This is a genomic window from Romboutsia sp. 1001713B170207_170306_H8 (assembly GCF_015550495.1).
Taxonomy (GTDB): Bacteria; Bacillota; Clostridia; order Peptostreptococcales; family Peptostreptococcaceae; genus Romboutsia_E.
Genome location: NZ_JADNAX010000003.1, coordinates 389,358 through 405,505, shown reverse-complemented (window position 1 = coordinate 405,505; position 16,148 = coordinate 389,358). Strand labels below are relative to the sequence as shown.

Annotated in this window: 18 protein-coding genes and 1 pseudogene; 15 read left to right on the top strand and 4 right to left on the bottom strand. The window is 24.9% G+C overall.

The genetic code is table 11. The features are described from left to right. Positions 1 to 34 precede the first annotated feature (34 nt). From I2A66_RS09060 to I2A66_RS09045, 4 genes are all read left to right on the top strand, one after another. The gene (locus tag I2A66_RS09060) at positions 35 to 907 is read left to right on the top strand and encodes a flavodoxin domain-containing protein (RefSeq protein ID WP_122638629.1); all 873 of its coding nucleotides are present in this window, start codon (positions 35 to 37) and stop codon (positions 905 to 907) included. Between the two features lie 70 nt (positions 908 to 977). Beyond that, complete coding sequence (locus I2A66_RS09055; RefSeq protein ID WP_147515816.1) at positions 978 to 1,238, top strand: hypothetical protein; 261 nt, start codon at positions 978 to 980, stop codon at positions 1,236 to 1,238. A gap of 162 nt (positions 1,239 to 1,400) precedes the next feature. Next, positions 1,401 to 2,195 (top strand): TIGR00266 family protein, encoded by a 795-nt coding sequence (locus tag I2A66_RS09050; protein ID WP_195251478.1) that lies wholly within the window; start codon positions 1,401 to 1,403, stop codon positions 2,193 to 2,195. A gap of 285 nt (positions 2,196 to 2,480) precedes the next feature. Then, positions 2,481 to 4,769 carry an EAL domain-containing protein gene (locus tag I2A66_RS09045; RefSeq protein ID WP_195251476.1) on the top strand — a complete coding sequence of 763 codons (2,289 nt, stop codon included), beginning with the start codon at positions 2,481 to 2,483 and terminating at the stop codon, positions 4,767 to 4,769. Positions 4,770 to 4,806: 37 nt separating this feature from the next. Here I2A66_RS09045 and I2A66_RS09040 read toward each other — a convergent pair whose 3' ends face one another. Then, positions 4,807 to 5,433 (bottom strand): hypothetical protein, encoded by a 627-nt coding sequence (locus tag I2A66_RS09040; protein WP_195251474.1) that lies wholly within the window; start codon positions 5,431 to 5,433, stop codon positions 4,807 to 4,809. A gap of 13 nt (positions 5,434 to 5,446) precedes the next feature. Continuing rightward, positions 5,447 to 5,644, bottom strand: a complete 198-nt coding sequence (locus tag I2A66_RS09035; protein ID WP_195251472.1) for a hypothetical protein — start codon at positions 5,642 to 5,644, stop codon at positions 5,447 to 5,449. Positions 5,645 to 5,758: 114 nt separating this feature from the next. On the opposite strand from I2A66_RS09035, the pseudogene I2A66_RS17865 reads away from it, so the two are divergent. The 3 genes and pseudogenes from I2A66_RS17865 to I2A66_RS09025 form a co-directional block, all read left to right on the top strand. Continuing rightward, positions 5,759 to 6,082, top strand: a pseudogene (locus I2A66_RS17865) (glycosyltransferase family protein); the annotation flags it as partial. A 93-nt stretch (positions 6,083 to 6,175) separates the two neighbouring features. Then, positions 6,176 to 6,667, top strand: a complete 492-nt coding sequence (locus I2A66_RS17220; RefSeq protein WP_243238703.1) for a hypothetical protein — start codon at positions 6,176 to 6,178, stop codon at positions 6,665 to 6,667. A 64-nt stretch (positions 6,668 to 6,731) separates the two neighbouring features. Then, positions 6,732 to 7,310 (top strand): GNAT family N-acetyltransferase, encoded by a 579-nt coding sequence (locus I2A66_RS09025; protein WP_147515824.1) that lies wholly within the window; start codon positions 6,732 to 6,734, stop codon positions 7,308 to 7,310. A 26-nt stretch (positions 7,311 to 7,336) separates the two neighbouring features. On the opposite strand, the gene I2A66_RS09020 is transcribed toward I2A66_RS09025, so the two are convergent. Then, the gene (locus I2A66_RS09020; RefSeq protein WP_122638641.1) at positions 7,337 to 7,594 is read right to left on the bottom strand and encodes a hypothetical protein; all 258 of its coding nucleotides are present in this window, start codon (positions 7,592 to 7,594) and stop codon (positions 7,337 to 7,339) included. A 226-nt stretch (positions 7,595 to 7,820) separates the two neighbouring features. Here I2A66_RS09020 and I2A66_RS09015 point away from each other — a divergent pair, with 226 nt between their 5' ends. From I2A66_RS09015 to I2A66_RS08985, 7 genes are all read left to right on the top strand, one after another. Then, positions 7,821 to 8,852 carry an AAA family ATPase gene (locus I2A66_RS09015; RefSeq protein WP_147515826.1) on the top strand — a complete coding sequence of 344 codons (1,032 nt, stop codon included), beginning with the start codon at positions 7,821 to 7,823 and terminating at the stop codon, positions 8,850 to 8,852. After that, complete coding sequence (locus I2A66_RS09010) at positions 8,849 to 9,658, top strand: DUF3226 domain-containing protein (protein WP_147515827.1); 810 nt, start codon at positions 8,849 to 8,851, stop codon at positions 9,656 to 9,658. The genes I2A66_RS09015 and I2A66_RS09010 overlap by 4 nt, the downstream gene beginning before the upstream one ends. Before the next feature lie 381 nt (positions 9,659 to 10,039). Beyond that, positions 10,040 to 10,279, top strand: a complete 240-nt coding sequence (locus tag I2A66_RS09005) for a hypothetical protein (RefSeq protein WP_122638644.1) — start codon at positions 10,040 to 10,042, stop codon at positions 10,277 to 10,279. 9 nt (positions 10,280 to 10,288) lie between these two features. Beyond that, entirely contained in the window at positions 10,289 to 11,023 is a 735-nt protein-coding gene (locus I2A66_RS09000) for a bile acid:sodium symporter family protein (RefSeq protein ID WP_147515828.1), read from the top strand. A gap of 140 nt (positions 11,024 to 11,163) precedes the next feature. Continuing rightward, a complete protein-coding gene (locus tag I2A66_RS08995) occupies positions 11,164 to 12,633 on the top strand; it encodes a hypothetical protein (protein WP_122638646.1) in 1,470 nt (489 codons plus the stop codon). A gap of 3 nt (positions 12,634 to 12,636) precedes the next feature. After that, the gene (locus tag I2A66_RS08990) at positions 12,637 to 13,371 is read left to right on the top strand and encodes an OmpA family protein (RefSeq protein WP_147515829.1); all 735 of its coding nucleotides are present in this window, start codon (positions 12,637 to 12,639) and stop codon (positions 13,369 to 13,371) included. Positions 13,372 to 13,380: 9 nt separating this feature from the next. Further along, positions 13,381 to 13,719, top strand: coding sequence for an HNH endonuclease signature motif containing protein (locus I2A66_RS08985; RefSeq protein WP_122638648.1), 339 nt, complete (start codon positions 13,381 to 13,383; stop codon positions 13,717 to 13,719). Positions 13,720 to 13,749: 30 nt separating this feature from the next. On the opposite strand, the gene I2A66_RS08980 is transcribed toward I2A66_RS08985, so the two are convergent. Beyond that, positions 13,750 to 14,868, bottom strand: a complete 1,119-nt coding sequence (locus tag I2A66_RS08980) for an AI-2E family transporter (RefSeq protein WP_195251471.1) — start codon at positions 14,866 to 14,868, stop codon at positions 13,750 to 13,752. A 360-nt stretch (positions 14,869 to 15,228) separates the two neighbouring features. Between I2A66_RS08980 and I2A66_RS08975 the strand changes: the two genes are divergently transcribed. Next, on the top strand, positions 15,229 to 16,125 hold the full coding sequence (locus I2A66_RS08975) for a 3'-5' exoribonuclease YhaM family protein (protein WP_147515831.1): 897 nt from the start codon (positions 15,229 to 15,231) through the stop codon (positions 16,123 to 16,125). Positions 16,126 to 16,148: the final 23 nt, after the last annotated feature.

Below are 16,148 nucleotides of genomic sequence, written 5' to 3'. Positions count from 1 at the left end.
CAATAAAACTCACAATATTAAAAGAGGTGAAATTATGAAAAAAACTCTTATTTTATATGAAAGTAAGTATGGAAAAACTGAAAAATTAGCAAGAATTTTATCTTTTATTTTAGGTCCAGCTAGATTATGTAATGTAAAAAAAGAATTTAATGATATAAATGAGTTTGAAAATTTAGTCATAACATTTCCTTTATATGAGAATAATTTTGCAGAAAATATAATTACATATTTTGATAAGTATAAATTTGATCTTTCTCAAAAAAGGGTAAGTATAGTTATAGTTGGATCATCTAAAGAAGAGTGCATAAAAGCTGTTTTGAAACTTAAGGATATAATTAATAAAAATGATATTTACTATTATTTTATACATGGAGAGCACGATGTTTATGAATTTGAAGATAAAAAATCAATAACTTGTGGTATAAAAATAAAAGAATACTTTGATAAGCCAATAAAGGAGGCTCCCAGGGAAATTATAAAAAAAGAAATAGATAACTTTATTAATAGTAATAACACATGTACTCTATGTACTGGATATGATAATTTTATTAGGTCAACACCTATAGAATATAAATATTTTAAAGATAATTTTTATTTTATAAGTGAAGGTGGACTAAAGTTTGTAGGAATATTAAATAATAAAAATATTTCAATGAGTATATATGAAAATTATACATCAATGAGTAATTTAAAGGGTCTGCAAGTTAGTGGCGAAGTTAAAATTTTAGATTATTTTAGTGATGAATATAAAGAAGTTCTTAGATTGAATAATATAAATATAGGTAGCTTAAAAAATTTAAATATATCAATGAATATATTTAAGGTGAAACCAAATAAATATGAATATATAAATTCTGATTTAAAAAAAATGGGGTATGATAGTAAACAAATTTATATTAAATTATAACCTTGACTAATGAATTTTTAATGTTTAAACTAATTATATATTAATAAACACTTTGGAAAGAAGGACTAAGATGGAAGCAATATATAGAATAATAGAAGAGAAAATAGCACAATCAGGATATACAGGAGTTGTAGATGGTCAAGAAATTTACGATGAAATATGTGATGAGATAGAAGATAAAGAAAATGGAAGTTATATATTTATGTCTAAGAAAGAAGATGACATATTCTTTGAGTATAAAATAGATGTAATGGATGATGAGTTTAACTTATCTTATATAGATATAAATTCACCACAAGGTAAATTCCATATTGATTTTGATGCAGAATAAAGACATATTTAAAGTTTTAGTAATTATATAGTAGAGGTTAGGTGTGAAAATTTTATTTTTAACACCTAGACCTTTATATATAAACACAAAAACCTAAATATGTCTTTTTTATATAAGTTATGTAAAATAAGTATTCAATTATATTTTTAGGAGGGATTACATATGAATTCACATGATGTAGATTATGTACTTTATGGTGATGATATGCAGTTTGTTGAGATTGAGTTAGACCCTAGAGAAACTGTAGTTGCTGAAGCTGGAGCAATGATGATGATGGACAATGATATAGCAATGGATACTATATTTGGAGATGGTAGCCATAAGAGTAGTTCTGGTGGTTTATGGGGCGCTTTAGGAGGTGTAGCTAAGAGAGTTATAACAGGAGAGAGCCTTTTTATGACAGTTTTCACTAATGAAGGTCACAAAAAGCAAAAAGTAGCTTTTGCATCACCATATCCAGGAAAAATAATTCCCGTTGATTTATCTACTGTTGGAGGAAAGTTAATTTGCCAAAAGGATGCGTTTTTATGTGCAGCTAAAGGAGTAAGCATTGGAATTGATTTTAGAAAGAAAATGAGTGTAGGATTCTTTGGAGGAGAAGGATTTATACTTCAAAAACTAGAAGGTGATGGTCTTTGCTTTATACATGCTGGAGGAACTATAATAAGAAAAACACTAGTACCAGGAGAAAAGCTAAAAGTTGATACTGGATGTTTAGTAGCAATGACAAGAGATGTTAATTATAATATAGAATTTGTAGGAGGAGTAAAAAATACTTTATTTGGTGGAGAGGGTATATTTTTTGCAACACTTACAGGACCTGGTGATGTATGGATACAAAGTTTACCATTTAGTCGTTTAGCATCTAAGGTATTTGCATCAGCACCTCAGTCATATGGAAAACAGAGTGATGAAGGTAGTGTATTAGGTCCATTTGGTAATCTTTTTGAGAGATAAATAATTAGTTGAATAGAGAAATTAGTGTTACTTTGAACCTGATTTCTCTATTTTTTTATTTGTATAAAAATATTTGAAAGTCTAGGTAAAAATAAAAGAGTGAATATTATGTAATAATATGGTAATATATTAAAGTATTAAAAAAATATAATGGTGATTAAAGTGGACTTTAAAATATTTTTAAAACAAAAAAAAAAGAGAGAAAATAAAGAAATATTTTTGAATAAAATGAGTTTAAACCAAAAGATAATCTTTTATTTTATATTCCAAATTATAGGGGTTGTAATGGTTGTAAACGTTTTTTGTCAGAAAGTAATAATAAATACTATTATTGATTTAGAAGAAGTTAGAATAAACCAAAGAATTGATAATATAGTGAACTTTTTAGATAATGAGCTAAGTACTGTTCAAAGTATATGTAATGATTATTCTAATTGGAATAAGATGCATGAGTATATTATATTAAAAACTGATGATATTAAAAATGAATATGCCAAGAAGTTTGAAGAAGAATATTTTGCAGAAGTTAATATGTCTTACTTAAAATTAAATTCGATAATAGTTTTAGATAAAGATGGGAATTTAATATATGAATCTTTAGGTAAGAAAGATGATTCAAATAGCTATGAGAATATAAAACATATTAAATATAAAATTTTAAATAAAGAAATTTTTAAAAGTATAAGTGAAGAAAGGTACAGAGCTGGTATTATACCGTATGAAAATAAATTGTATTTTATTTCTATGAATCCCATTCTTGAAGATAATGGAAGCGGACAAAATGTTGGATTTTTATTAATGGGACGAGAAATAACTAAGGAAAAGCTAGAAAAGATTATACCAAAATTTATAATAACAGAATCTAATAGTATAACATCGAAAGAGAATATAAAAACATATATATCTTTACATTCTGATACAAAGAACTTAGAAATTTCTCAAAAAAGTATAAGTATTATGGAAGACTATATTCCTAATATAGAAGGGGATATATATATAAAAGATTTTGAGAATAATAGTTATATAAATTTTAAATTAAGTACTAGTGAAACTTTAATTAATACTATAAACATGACAAGGATATTATTTTTAGGAATTTTAGTATTATATGTAATTATAATAGTTTCAACATGGACATTTTTAAATAATAGCTTTATGTCTAAAATAAATAATATTGTAAAATCAATATCAAAATTGAAGAAATTTAGTTTAGAAAAGCAGTATAAAGATTTAGACACACATGATGAACTTGTCATTGTAGAAAATCAAATTGATACACTAGTAAAAGAGTTAAATAATCACTATAAAGAAATTGTAATTAAATCAAATACAGATGAACTAACTGGTCTTTACAATAGAGTTGGATTTAATAAAGAATTTGAAATATATAAAGATAACTTTAATAAAGAAAATAATAAGGCAGCATTATTATTTTTAGATATAGATAAATTTAAAAATATTAATGATATATATGGTCATAAAATTGGAGATTCAATATTAATAGAATTAGCTAATCGAATATCTAAAACTTTGATAGCAAATAGTATAGTAGCAAGAACATCTGGAGATGAATTTGTTATTTTTGTAAAAGACTATGAAGATAAAGATCATATTAAAGAATTTGCAAATAATTTAGTTAAATATATGAATAAACCATTTAAAATAGGTAGATATAGTATAAAAGCTACCGTATCAATAGGAATTACATTTTATCCAGATGATAGCAATAATATAAATGATCTTATGGTTCAAGGTGATTTAGCTATGTATAATGTAAAGAAAAATGGAAGAAATAATTATGTTGAATATAATTCATATATGAAAAAATTAGTAACTGGAATATCAATATCTGAAGGTATTAAGTATAAAGAATTATATATGGTTTATCAGCCACAAATAAATCCTAAGACAGGTAATATAGAAGGTGTAGAGTCTCTTGTTAGATGGAATAGTAATACACTTGGATTTGTAGCACCAAATGAGTTTATAAATATAGCTGAAGAAACTGGAACTATACATGAACTTGGTAACTTTATTATAGAAGAGGTATTTAAGCAAATTAATATTTGGGAAGAGATGGAATTTAATATTCCGAAAGTAAGTATAAATATATCTCCAATACAATTAATGAATAAAAATTTCTATAGTAATGTAAATGAAATGTTAGAAAAGTATAAGGTATCAACTGATAAGATTGTATTTGAAATTACAGAAAATTTTGCTATAGAAAATCAAAAGCAAATAGTAGACAATTTAAACGCAATATACAAATCAGGTATAGATATATATTTAGATGATTTTGGTAAAGGATATAGTGCATTAGGATATTTAGAGAAACTTCCAATAAGTGGAGTAAAGATAGATAAACAGTTTATGGACTATATTTGTGAAAATGATAAAATTATAAAAATGATATTTACATTAGCAGAATCTTTAGATTTAAATGTTGTTGCAGAAGGTGTAGAAAATAATGAACAAAAAGAAAAACTTATGAATATAGGAAGTTGTGTAATTCAAGGTTATTTATATAGTAAACCATTATCTGTAAAAGAATTAGAAACTAAATATATATAGTTAAAAAGAGGTTGCTTTAGACAGCCTCTTTTTTAGCTTAGTTATGAATATCTTTAAGTTTTATTTTTACTTTTGGGATAACAGTAAAGAAATAGTATCCATTACCGTTAGGATTAAAGCCCAGTTGACCTTCTGGTATATCATAAACATATATTAGATTAGTAAATCCTGTAGTTTCTTTATCATCAATTATTCCATTTTCGAATTCAATATCTATATCGAAAATACTAGGGCTTGGCAAAGTTTTATTAGGTGCAAGGTAATCTACTATTTGATCTAGTCCAACGAATTGGTTATAATAATTAAATGCTACATTTTTACTTAAGCTTGAAAGTAAAGCAGTATAGTTTCCAGATGCTATAACTCTGCAACCTTGTAGCATAATCGGAATACTTATACTTGGTGAATTAGGGCATACACTAGCTGAAATATCACCACCATATACTTCTTCTGATAAAACTCTAATAAAAGGTGGGTTTATATCATTTGCATATACTAATACATTGTCAATAATGCTAGAAAAATCATTAGGATTATCAGGGTTGCCTATACCATTATGAAGTAAAACCTCTCTTCTAACCTCTATATATATAGGAGGTTGCATTTCATAAGTAGCACAAGATAGACCGTTAGCTAATGGTTTAAAGAATGAATTTTCACTCATATTATACATCTCCTTATAATTGATTTAAATCTATTCTAAAAATTCCTTCTATAAGGTAAACATGTTCACCTGCATCATTAGAGCCAACAGAAGATAATTCAGTATTCATAACTTTAACTTTAAAGTCTGGAATAGGGTCACTTGGATTATCTTGAATTAAAACATCCTCATCGTATACGTAAACAATTCCTCCGACAGTTGCGAAATTCATTTTGTTAAGTTGATTATATGGTTCATTATTATCTATTTCAACATTTTCACTTTGAGTTAAAATCTCTGCTCCAACATAATATCCAATATGCCCATCTAACCTTACAATATTTAAATCAACATCATTAACAATTATTGCTTTAGTAGGATCTGTTGGATCACAAGGATTAGGTATAGTTACAGGTTCTGGAAGTGTATAATTTTCTACAGCTTTATAAAAATTAAGATTATCAGTATTTACTGCTGTGGAACTCCAATTATAAGTTCTTACTCATTAGGAATTAATAATTTATTTAGTGGATTAGTAGTTGCTAGCGATAAGGAAGATGAGCTTAGAGAAGAATTTATAAGGCTAAAAGATGATAATTATTACTATGATAAAGTAGTAAGAGGAATTAGGGAGGTATTAAAAAATCATACATACCAAAAAAGATTATCTTTTATATTAGATAAAATAGGAATAAATATTATTAGAAAAAATATAAGTTTAGGTATACTATCAAGGATAGATACTTTAGAAGAATATAAAACATTGAAAGATATATATTTAAAGCAAACTTATAAATATAAAAAGTTATATATACTTACACAAAATAAATTACTATATGATTTTTTACTAAAAATGAATGAAATAGTAGTTATATATTGTGACAAAAATAATATGAAAAAAGATATAAAAAGCTTATTAGATACTGATTATATTGGATTTATAAATACAAAAAATATATATGGGGATTTTTATTTTGAAGACTTAATGATTGGACGATTGTATAGCAATGCTGAAATCATAGGAAAGTGTTCATTTTACGAAATTAATAAAAGTGGAAGTTTAAATCTAGTAAATGAAAATATGGATTTTAGATATGTAGATAATTTAGATTTAGATAAATGTATAATAAAAAAAGAAATACTAAATTGTAATAAATTGGAGGAAATAATAAAGTATATAGATAATAATGAAATAGATGATATAGATTACACGTATTTTTCTATAGACAAAAATAATTTAACGAAAATTAAGTAATCTATAATATAATAAATGTTATGTTATAATTATTTTAAAAGTTAATATACAGAGGAGGATTTTAATGGGGAGGAAATATAGTTTAATTTTATCCCAATATAAAAACTTATATACAAGTAGGATGAAACTTAGACCATTTAGTATGGAAGATAGAAAAGATGTATTTGAGTTTGCTGGAGATGAAGAAGCTACTAAATTCGTAACTTGGGAAGCTCATAAAAGTATAGATCAATCTGCAAATTCAATTTTAAATTATTACAGTAGAGGCGGAGTATATGCTATAGAGCTAAAAGAAAATAAAAAGTGTATAGGATGCTTTGATATAAGAATAGATTCTGAAAATGATAAGGCATCATTTGGATATATATTAAATAGGCAATATTGGAATAAAGGATATATGACAGAAGTTTTAGATTTAATGTTGAAGCTTTGTTTTGACGTATTAAAGTTAAATAGAGTAGAAGCTGAGCATTATACTGAAAATCCAGGCTCTGGAAGAGTAATGCAAAAATGTAATATGAAATTTGAAGGTAGAGGGATTCAAGAGGTTAAAGTAAAAGGAATTTATCATGATATAGACCATTACGCAATTTTAAAATCTGATTGGATTAAATATAATACAGAAAAGGATGTTGTAAATTAAATGCAACATCCTTTTTGTTTAGAATATTAAAGTGTATAGTTAGCATGCACAGTGGACTTGAAGTTATAAGAACAGTGGGGGCAAATCATTTCTACATCCATAGCTTCATAAGTACCAAATGAACCAGAATTCTTATAAGAGTTTGATATAGTTATATTTCCAAGGTTTTTATCAGACCACACTATTGAATCTTCATTTTTTAAGTTATTATGAGGTGGAACACTTAGTGTTATAAATTCGCCACAATGAGGGCAGTTAAGTTGATAAATATTATTATTATCCATAGCCTAAACCTCCTTTATAGTATATTTTCTATAATAAAATAATAATACCTTCTACTTTTATTATCATATGCAAAAAAGTATATACCTATATATCAAGTCAATAAATTAAATATATATTCTATTAATAATAGTCATATATATTAATAATCAATAAAAAGCTAGTATGGGTATTCATTTATAAAATTAATAATACTTATTGATTTTACGTTACTAGGGGGAGTGATTAATGGCTAATTATATAGATAGTATAGAGATACATAACTTCAAAGGTATTGAAGATTTAATATTAAGCGATATGAAAAGTATAAATATATTAATAGGAGATAACAACTCTGGAAAAACATCAGTTTTAGAAGCAATTAGTTTTTTAGAAAGGCCTTTTGATTTTTCTATGCATTTAAAAATAGCAGGAAGAAAATATATACAAAGAGGAATTAGATATAATGAAATTCAAGGTATATTTAATGATTGTGATTTAGAAAAAGAAATAGATATAATAGCTGATACTAATAATGGTTCTTGTAAGCTAAATATAAAAGGTGAAGAAGAAGAACTTACTTCTATAGAAGAAGGAGATTATATTAGTATAGAACAAGGACCTTTGTACAAATTTAATTTAAAATATAAATTTAATGATAAGATGAAAAAATATTCTGTTGAAAGTTATAAAAGTAATAATTTAAATTTGATTAGAGATAAACGCGAGTTTTTAAATATATCATATTTAGTTCCTATTGATACTTATGTATTAGGAAATTTATTCAAATCTCTAGATTCAGTTATAAAAAAGGGTCAAAAAGAAGTATTAATTGATTTACTAAAATTATTTGATGAAAATATAGTAGATATAAATTTTACATCAGATAAAGAAATATATATTACTAAGAAAAATAAAGAAATAATGAACATGTCAAGCTTTGGTGATGGTCTAAAAAAATCTATTGCTCTTATATCAAAATTAATAGAGGCTCAAAATGGAATATTACTTATAGATGAGCTAGAAACAGGGATACATAAAGATTTATTGGGAAAAGTATTTAAAAGTATTATTAAAAATATAAAAAAATATAACATTCAAATTATTGCAACAACTCATAGTATAGAAATTTTAGAGATACTACTTGAAAATTTAGATGAAAACTTGGATGATATAGCTTTATATAGATTAGAAGAATTTAGAAATAAACATTATGTAAGACAATTTTCAGGGAAAGATGCTTATGAAATAGTAATCCAAGGTGGTGGTGATTTAAGATGATAAATCAATATATTTTCATAGTAGAAGGTGTTCATGATTTAGCATTAATTTCAAAACTACTTATTATCTTGGATTATGCAGAACTTAAAAAAACAAAAGAATTAGTAAGTCCAATTAATAAATTAATGTTAAGAAGTATTCCAAATACTGAAGATAGAATAGATTGTTATAATGAAATACCATATTTTTTTAAAAAAGAAAATGATTATATAGCAATAATAAATGCTAATGGAGAACAAAACTTATTAAGGGAATTAGATTTAAATTTAAAGAAATTAAAGTTTAAAGAAATGCAAAAACTAACTAAAATAATAGTGTTTTGTGATGGAGACCTTGATAATAGAGAAGAAAAAATAAACAAAATAACTGATAAAAAGTTTAAGAATATAAAAAATATAAAAATGTTTGATGTATCTTATATTAAGCATGGTGGATTAAAAATAACTGATATAGATGATTTTATTATACCATTTGAAGTTTTTGTATTTCCAAATAATAAAGATTTAGGTAGATTAGAAAATGTATTATTAGAAAGCATAGATGTAGTGGATAATGAGCTTTTAAAATCAGTAGAGATATTTTTAAATAATGTTCCTTATAAGTATAAAGAAAAATGGTCGATTAAAAATTCTAAGTCTGATAAAGCAAAAATATCATGCTTAGGAAGCGTATTACATCCAGGTGTGGGTAATAGTTTTCATATAAAGGAAAGTGATTGGATTAGTAAAAAAACTATAAATAAATGTGAATATTTAAGTTATATATATAACTATATAAAACATGAATTGGAGATTAAAAATATATAATCATTTTATATATGGATAAATTTCTGAAAATTGAGAAAATAAAATTTGTAAAAAGTTTATACTAGTACTATACTTATCATAAATAAAATTATTAAACAAAAGGAGTATATTATTATGAAATTAGGAAATTTAGCAAGACGATTTTTTAGCTTTTTTAGCTGGGGCTATTATTATTTTAGCGCTAGAAAATTTTTATGCAAATTTAAGAGAAGCTATTTTCCTAATGAGAATAATGTCTATATGAAGTATAGTTATACCTTGTATTATACTAACTAAATACAATATTATAACTTTACAATTTTACTATAGTATGAAAAAGAGCTCATTAGAAGGCTCTTTTTTTATTGAAAAAATAAATATTAATTTAAGGGGGATTTTATAATGAAATTACTAAACAATATTGAAAAGATAGGGAAGATAATGTCAAAGTATATGACTTTTTTAATAATAGGTGCTTGTATATATTCATTTATTAAACCTAAAACATTATTGTGGGTTGTGCCTAATATGAATACAATATTACAAGTTATGATGTTTAGTGTTGGAGTTACAATAAGTTTAGACCAATTTAAAACTGTATTAGAAAGACCAAAAGATGTACTTATAGGAGCTTTAGGTTAGTTTACTATAATGCCATTTGTAGAATATCTTATATGTAAACTTTTAAATTTACCACAAGATATATGCATAGGTCTTATATTAGTAGGAAGTTGTGCAGGTGGGATTTCATCAAATATGATGAGTTTTATTGAAAAAGGGGATGTGGCACTTTCTGTTAGTTTAACAACGGTATCTACACTTATAGCACTAATAGCTACACCAATTATAACATTAGCTTTAGCTGGAAGTTATATAGATGTATCTGTATTATCAATGTTTTTATCAATAGTAAAGGTAGTTTTAGTTCCCATAATAGCAGGAGGTATATGTAATAAATACTTACCTAGAGTTAGTAATGAAGTTGAAAAATGTATACCTATGCAATGTATACCTATGCTATCAAGTGTGGCATTAATGTGCTTGGTAGGTGGAGTAACTGGCAACAGTATTGATAATTTAAAAAGTACAGGAATATTACTATTTACAGCCGTAATAGTGCATAATGTATTTGGTCATTTTTTAGGATATCTTTTAGCCGCAAAATTTGGTATGGGCGAAGAAAAAAGAAGAGTTGTTTCACTAGAAGTTGGTATGCAAAATACAGGTCTAGCTACTACACTAGCAGTAAATCATTTTTCATTAATTGTAGCTTTACCAGCAGCTATTGCAGGAACATGGCAAACAATATTTGCAGTAATACTTTCTAAATACTGGGCAAGTAAGTCAAAGAAAAAAGATACTGAGTTAGAATTAGTAAAAGGTTAGTAATAATTAGTATAATTTCAATAAATAAAAAATATGATTTAATAACAACAAATAAGGACTAGTATTATATAATGCTAGTCTTTTTATATATTAATACCAAGTAATAATAAAAAAGTATATAAGTAAGGGAGAGGGTAAGTTTGGAACAAATAGTAACAATAGTCTTTGCATTATTAGTTGTATGGATAGTTTATAAGTTTTTAAAAGATAAACAATATTCTAATGAGTCATCACTAGGAAATATTGCATCAACTATAGGAGTATTAGGTACCTTTGTTGGTATATCAATAGGACTTTGGAAATTTGACCCTAGTAATATAAGTGAGAGTGTACCCATGTTACTTACTGGTATGAAGATAGCATTTGCAACATCTATAGTTGGTATGAGTGCGGCGATATTTATGAAGTATACTGCATTAAAGCATGAAGACGATGAAAATATAGATGATATTATGGAGCTATTTAATACCATGATAAATGAAAGTAGAGCAGTAAATAATACACTTATAGAAAATCAAAAAAATACGGAACTTGTATTTAATAAAATAAGTGAAGTTTGGATAAGTAATCAAAGTAAATTTACTAGTGATATAAGCAATGAAATTTTGAAATTAAATAATAATACAATATCTAAACAAAATGAGCTTATAGACGAATTTAAAAAATTAGGTGAAACTTTCAAAATTTTAAATAACGGAGTAGAGAATTTATTATCTTGGCAAGAAAATTATAAGAATACAATAGAAATGACAACAAAAGAATTAAATACAGTGGTAAAATCAATAACTTATATAGATGATTCTATAAAAGATATATCACAAAATTCACTATTAATAAAAGAAAACAATGAAAACCTAAGTGATATTTTAAGAGATATAAAATGTGCTCAAAGTATAATTGTAGATGGAACAAAATCAATAATTAGCATATCTCAAAAAGCCGAGCAGTCAATACCTCTAATAAATTCATATTTTGAAAATATAGACACTAATACAAATGAAGCTGTAAACAACCTACAAGGTTCACTTTATGAAAATATACATAATGTAGAAGCGCATTTAGAAAATATAGTATCTGAGGTTATATCAAAAGTTGAAGAAAATAAAAATATATTTAATGAAGAAGTTAAAAATTATATAAGTGAATTTAAGAAAATGGTATACGATATAAATTTATGCATACCAGAAATAAGCAACAGTCTACAAAGAAGTAGTGATAAATTTAATAATGAGTTAAGTTCATTTACAAGAGAAATTCAAAATGCACTACAAGAAAATTATAACTGCATAAATCATCAAGTTAATAATTTAAAAAAATCTACAATTAGTATAAATAATAATTTAGATAATACAATTTCACAATCAACTAAAAGATTAGAAAATATGAATATAGCAACACAAAATCAAATAAAAATTATGGTAGAAGATATGGAAGATATATTTACAAGAAAAATTGAGCATTTAGATAACACTCTTGAAATAGAACTTGAAAAGTCTTTAAATTCATTAGGTAAACAATTAGCTACTATATCTAATAGATTTGCTAAAGATTATATACCTCTTGCTGATAAGTTAAAGGATGTAGTTAAAATAGCAGAAGGAGTTAGATAATATATGAGCAAACTTGATAAATTTAAAAGAAAGAAAAAAACGGAAGAAAATGGATTTTCTTCAATATCAGATCTCATGTCAGGTCTAATGATAATATTTTTATTTATATCAGTAGCTTTTATGAGTAGGGTTGTAGATGAAAATATAAAAATAAAAAAACAGCAAGAAACAGTTGAAAATATAGTAGAAACTTATGAAGAAAATAAAGTAAACTTATATTATGATTTATATAATGAGTTTAAAAGTGATATGAATGGTTGGGATATGGAAATAGATAAGGATGGTACTATAAGGTTTAAAGAACCAGATGTTTATTTTGAAAAAGGTAAATCAGAACTTAAAGATGAATTTAAAGAAATATTAAATTCATTTTTTCCTAGATATATAAAGTTAGTATATGATAATTACAAAGATAATGTAAATGAAATAAGAATAGAAGGGCATACGTCTAGTGAATGGGAAGAAAATTCAACTAAGAAAGAGTCATATTTTGGAAATATGGAATTATCTCAAGATAGAACTAGAAATGTACTTAATTATGTTATGAATATGGATGAATTACAAGTATATGAAGATTGGCTTATTGATAATATAACTGCAAATGGAATGTCTTATAGTAAGCGTATATTAAAAGAAGATAATACTGAAGATGAAAGTGCATCTAGAAGAGTTGAGTTTAAAATTATTACTAATTCAGAAGAAACTATTAATGATATTTTAGATAATTATAATGAGTAGAGGTATATTATGAGATTACCTGATTTTAATGAAAATAGAGTTTTTACAAACATAATAGACAATATGAAAATTAAAAAAGATGAGTATGTTGATTGTAATTTTAATGTTGAATATAAAAGTATTCAATTTAATGATAAAAGTTACACAAGAGATTGGGCAAATGTTGCTCAAAGTTATATGATATCAAAAGGTTGGGCTTGTGAAGAGTGTGGACTTGATTGTTCACTTACTAAGTACTATTTACATGTTCATCATATTAATGGAAATAGATATAATAATAGTTATAGAAATTTAAAATCATTATGTAGAAAATGTTATTTAGAGTTAAATAAACCATATTGCAAATAAGCAATATGGTTTATTTTTATTATTTTAATATTAAGATGTCAAATCAGTTTCTTTTTTTATAAATCTATTAGCATACATTAAAAGTACACCAGTAATAGGCACTGATAATAATATACCAATAAATCCTGTATATTTACTAGCAAATGTAACAGCTAATATTGTAAATATAGGAGGAACACCAACTTGTTTTCCTACAAAGAAAGGCTCAAGTACAGCACTTTCTAATTGTTGAACTATTATCATTACTATTAACACAACTATAGCTTTATCAAGAGAGAAGAATAAGTTAACAACTACAGCTATCACTGTACCGATTATAGGTCCAAAGAATGGTATCATATTAGTAATACCAGCAATTATACCTAAGAATAAAGCATATTTAGATCCTACAATAGAAAGAATGATTATACATATAACTGAATAAATGGCTGAATCAGTGGCTTTTGCAACTATATACACTCCTATATTTTTATCTAAAACATTAACAAATTCTTTTACGACTAAGTAATACTTTTTCAATAATTTTTTAGATAAAATATTTATTACATTTATACATTTTTCTTTAGATAATAGTAAATAAACAGATATAACTATTCCTAAAAATACATTAAATACATAAGAGACTATGGTACTAGTAGTGTTTATTATCATTTCGCTAAGTATACTAGCTGTTGATGTAGATAGTGGAAGCAATATATTTGTTATAAAGTCATTTATTTGAAGCTTTATTTCTTGGTTATTTATATTAAACTTATAATTTGTAGATAGATTATTTATAAATTCTTGTATACTATCAACACCTTGAGGTATATAAGCATAAATATCATTTATATTTGATTTTATAACTGGAATTATAAATAGCCAAGAAAATATTATTACTGCTATTACAAAACCATAAACTATAGCTAATGATATTGGTCTTTTAAGTTTAAATTTATTTTCTAAAATTTTTAAAGGTTGATTAAGTATATATGCTATTACAAAACCTATAAAAAATGGAGCAAGTAAATCACTAATATTAGATAAATTTATTGCTATAAAATTCGATATTGAAGAAAAATGTTTTAAAATTAGTATTCCTATAAAGATAAGCACAATTGGAATTACGTATTTTATAGATTTATATAATTCATCTTTTATTTTGTTCATATTTTAATACCTTCCTTATTAAAAATAAAAAACCTCTAAAGATAAATTCATTTAATGAATGAAAATATCTTTAAAGGTCTTGCAAACAAGATTTCTTGCTAATCAACCGGGATCTTAATCCGAAATGACGATTGATTATCACATTTGTGAAAGCTACTCCCCTTTAAGGAACTCAATTATATAGATTAAATTATATTATATGTTATGTTTAATATCAACAATTATTATTTATTATAGATAAAATAAATATATAAATTAAAATAAAACAACTGTTTAATGGTTAATATATTAATGAGTTTGAGGTGAGGGGTATATAGATTTAGAGGTCTATAAGTTTATTTTGATATAAGGAGGATGGTTATGAGCAATAAAAAGATTTTTTTGTCAGAATTAAAAGATGGAAATATAAAAGTATCTCTTATGGTAATGAAGAAATTATACAAAGATGGAAACAAAGTTGTATATTTATTAAGTGATAAAAGTGGATACATAAATGGAAAAGTAGCTCAAAAAATCAAATTAGAGCCAGGTCAAGTTATAGAAATAGAAGGAAATAAAGACTATACAATAGATATTACAAATTTAAAGTTAATTGAAAATTATGAACTAGAGGATTATCTTGTAAGTGTAAAAAGACCTATAGAAGATATAATGAATGATATAGAAGAATTAACTAAAATATATATAACTTCACCACAAGGCAAAATGTTAAATGATTATTTTTTTAAGGATGAAAAATTCTTAGACAAGTTCAAAAAAGGTATAGGTGGTGTATCTATGCATCATAATTATATCGGTGGACTTGCAGAGCATACTCTTAATGTAATGTATTTAACAAGTGTACTTTGTGATAGATATGATTGTAGACATAAGGAAATAGGAGTTCTTAGTGCAAAGCTACATGATATAGGAAAGATTTATGAGTTAGATTATAACGGTCCTTTTAAATATACTTTAGAGGGAGAATTAGAAGGTCATATTGTTATAGGCATTCAAATGATAGATAGAGCAATTATTGATTTAGATATTCCATTTAGTGATGATTTTATTAGAAGAATTAAGGGGTGTATAGTACAACACCATGGTAAACTTGAATATGGTTCTCCAAAATCTTGTAATATGGAGGAATCATTTATATTAAATTATGCAGATACTGTTGATGCTACTATGAATAAGATAGAACAATTAAAGGAAAATACAAGAGAAAATACATGGTCATCATATGATAGAAGGATAGAAACTAAGCTTTATCTTTAATCATTAAAATAAAAGTAGTAAGT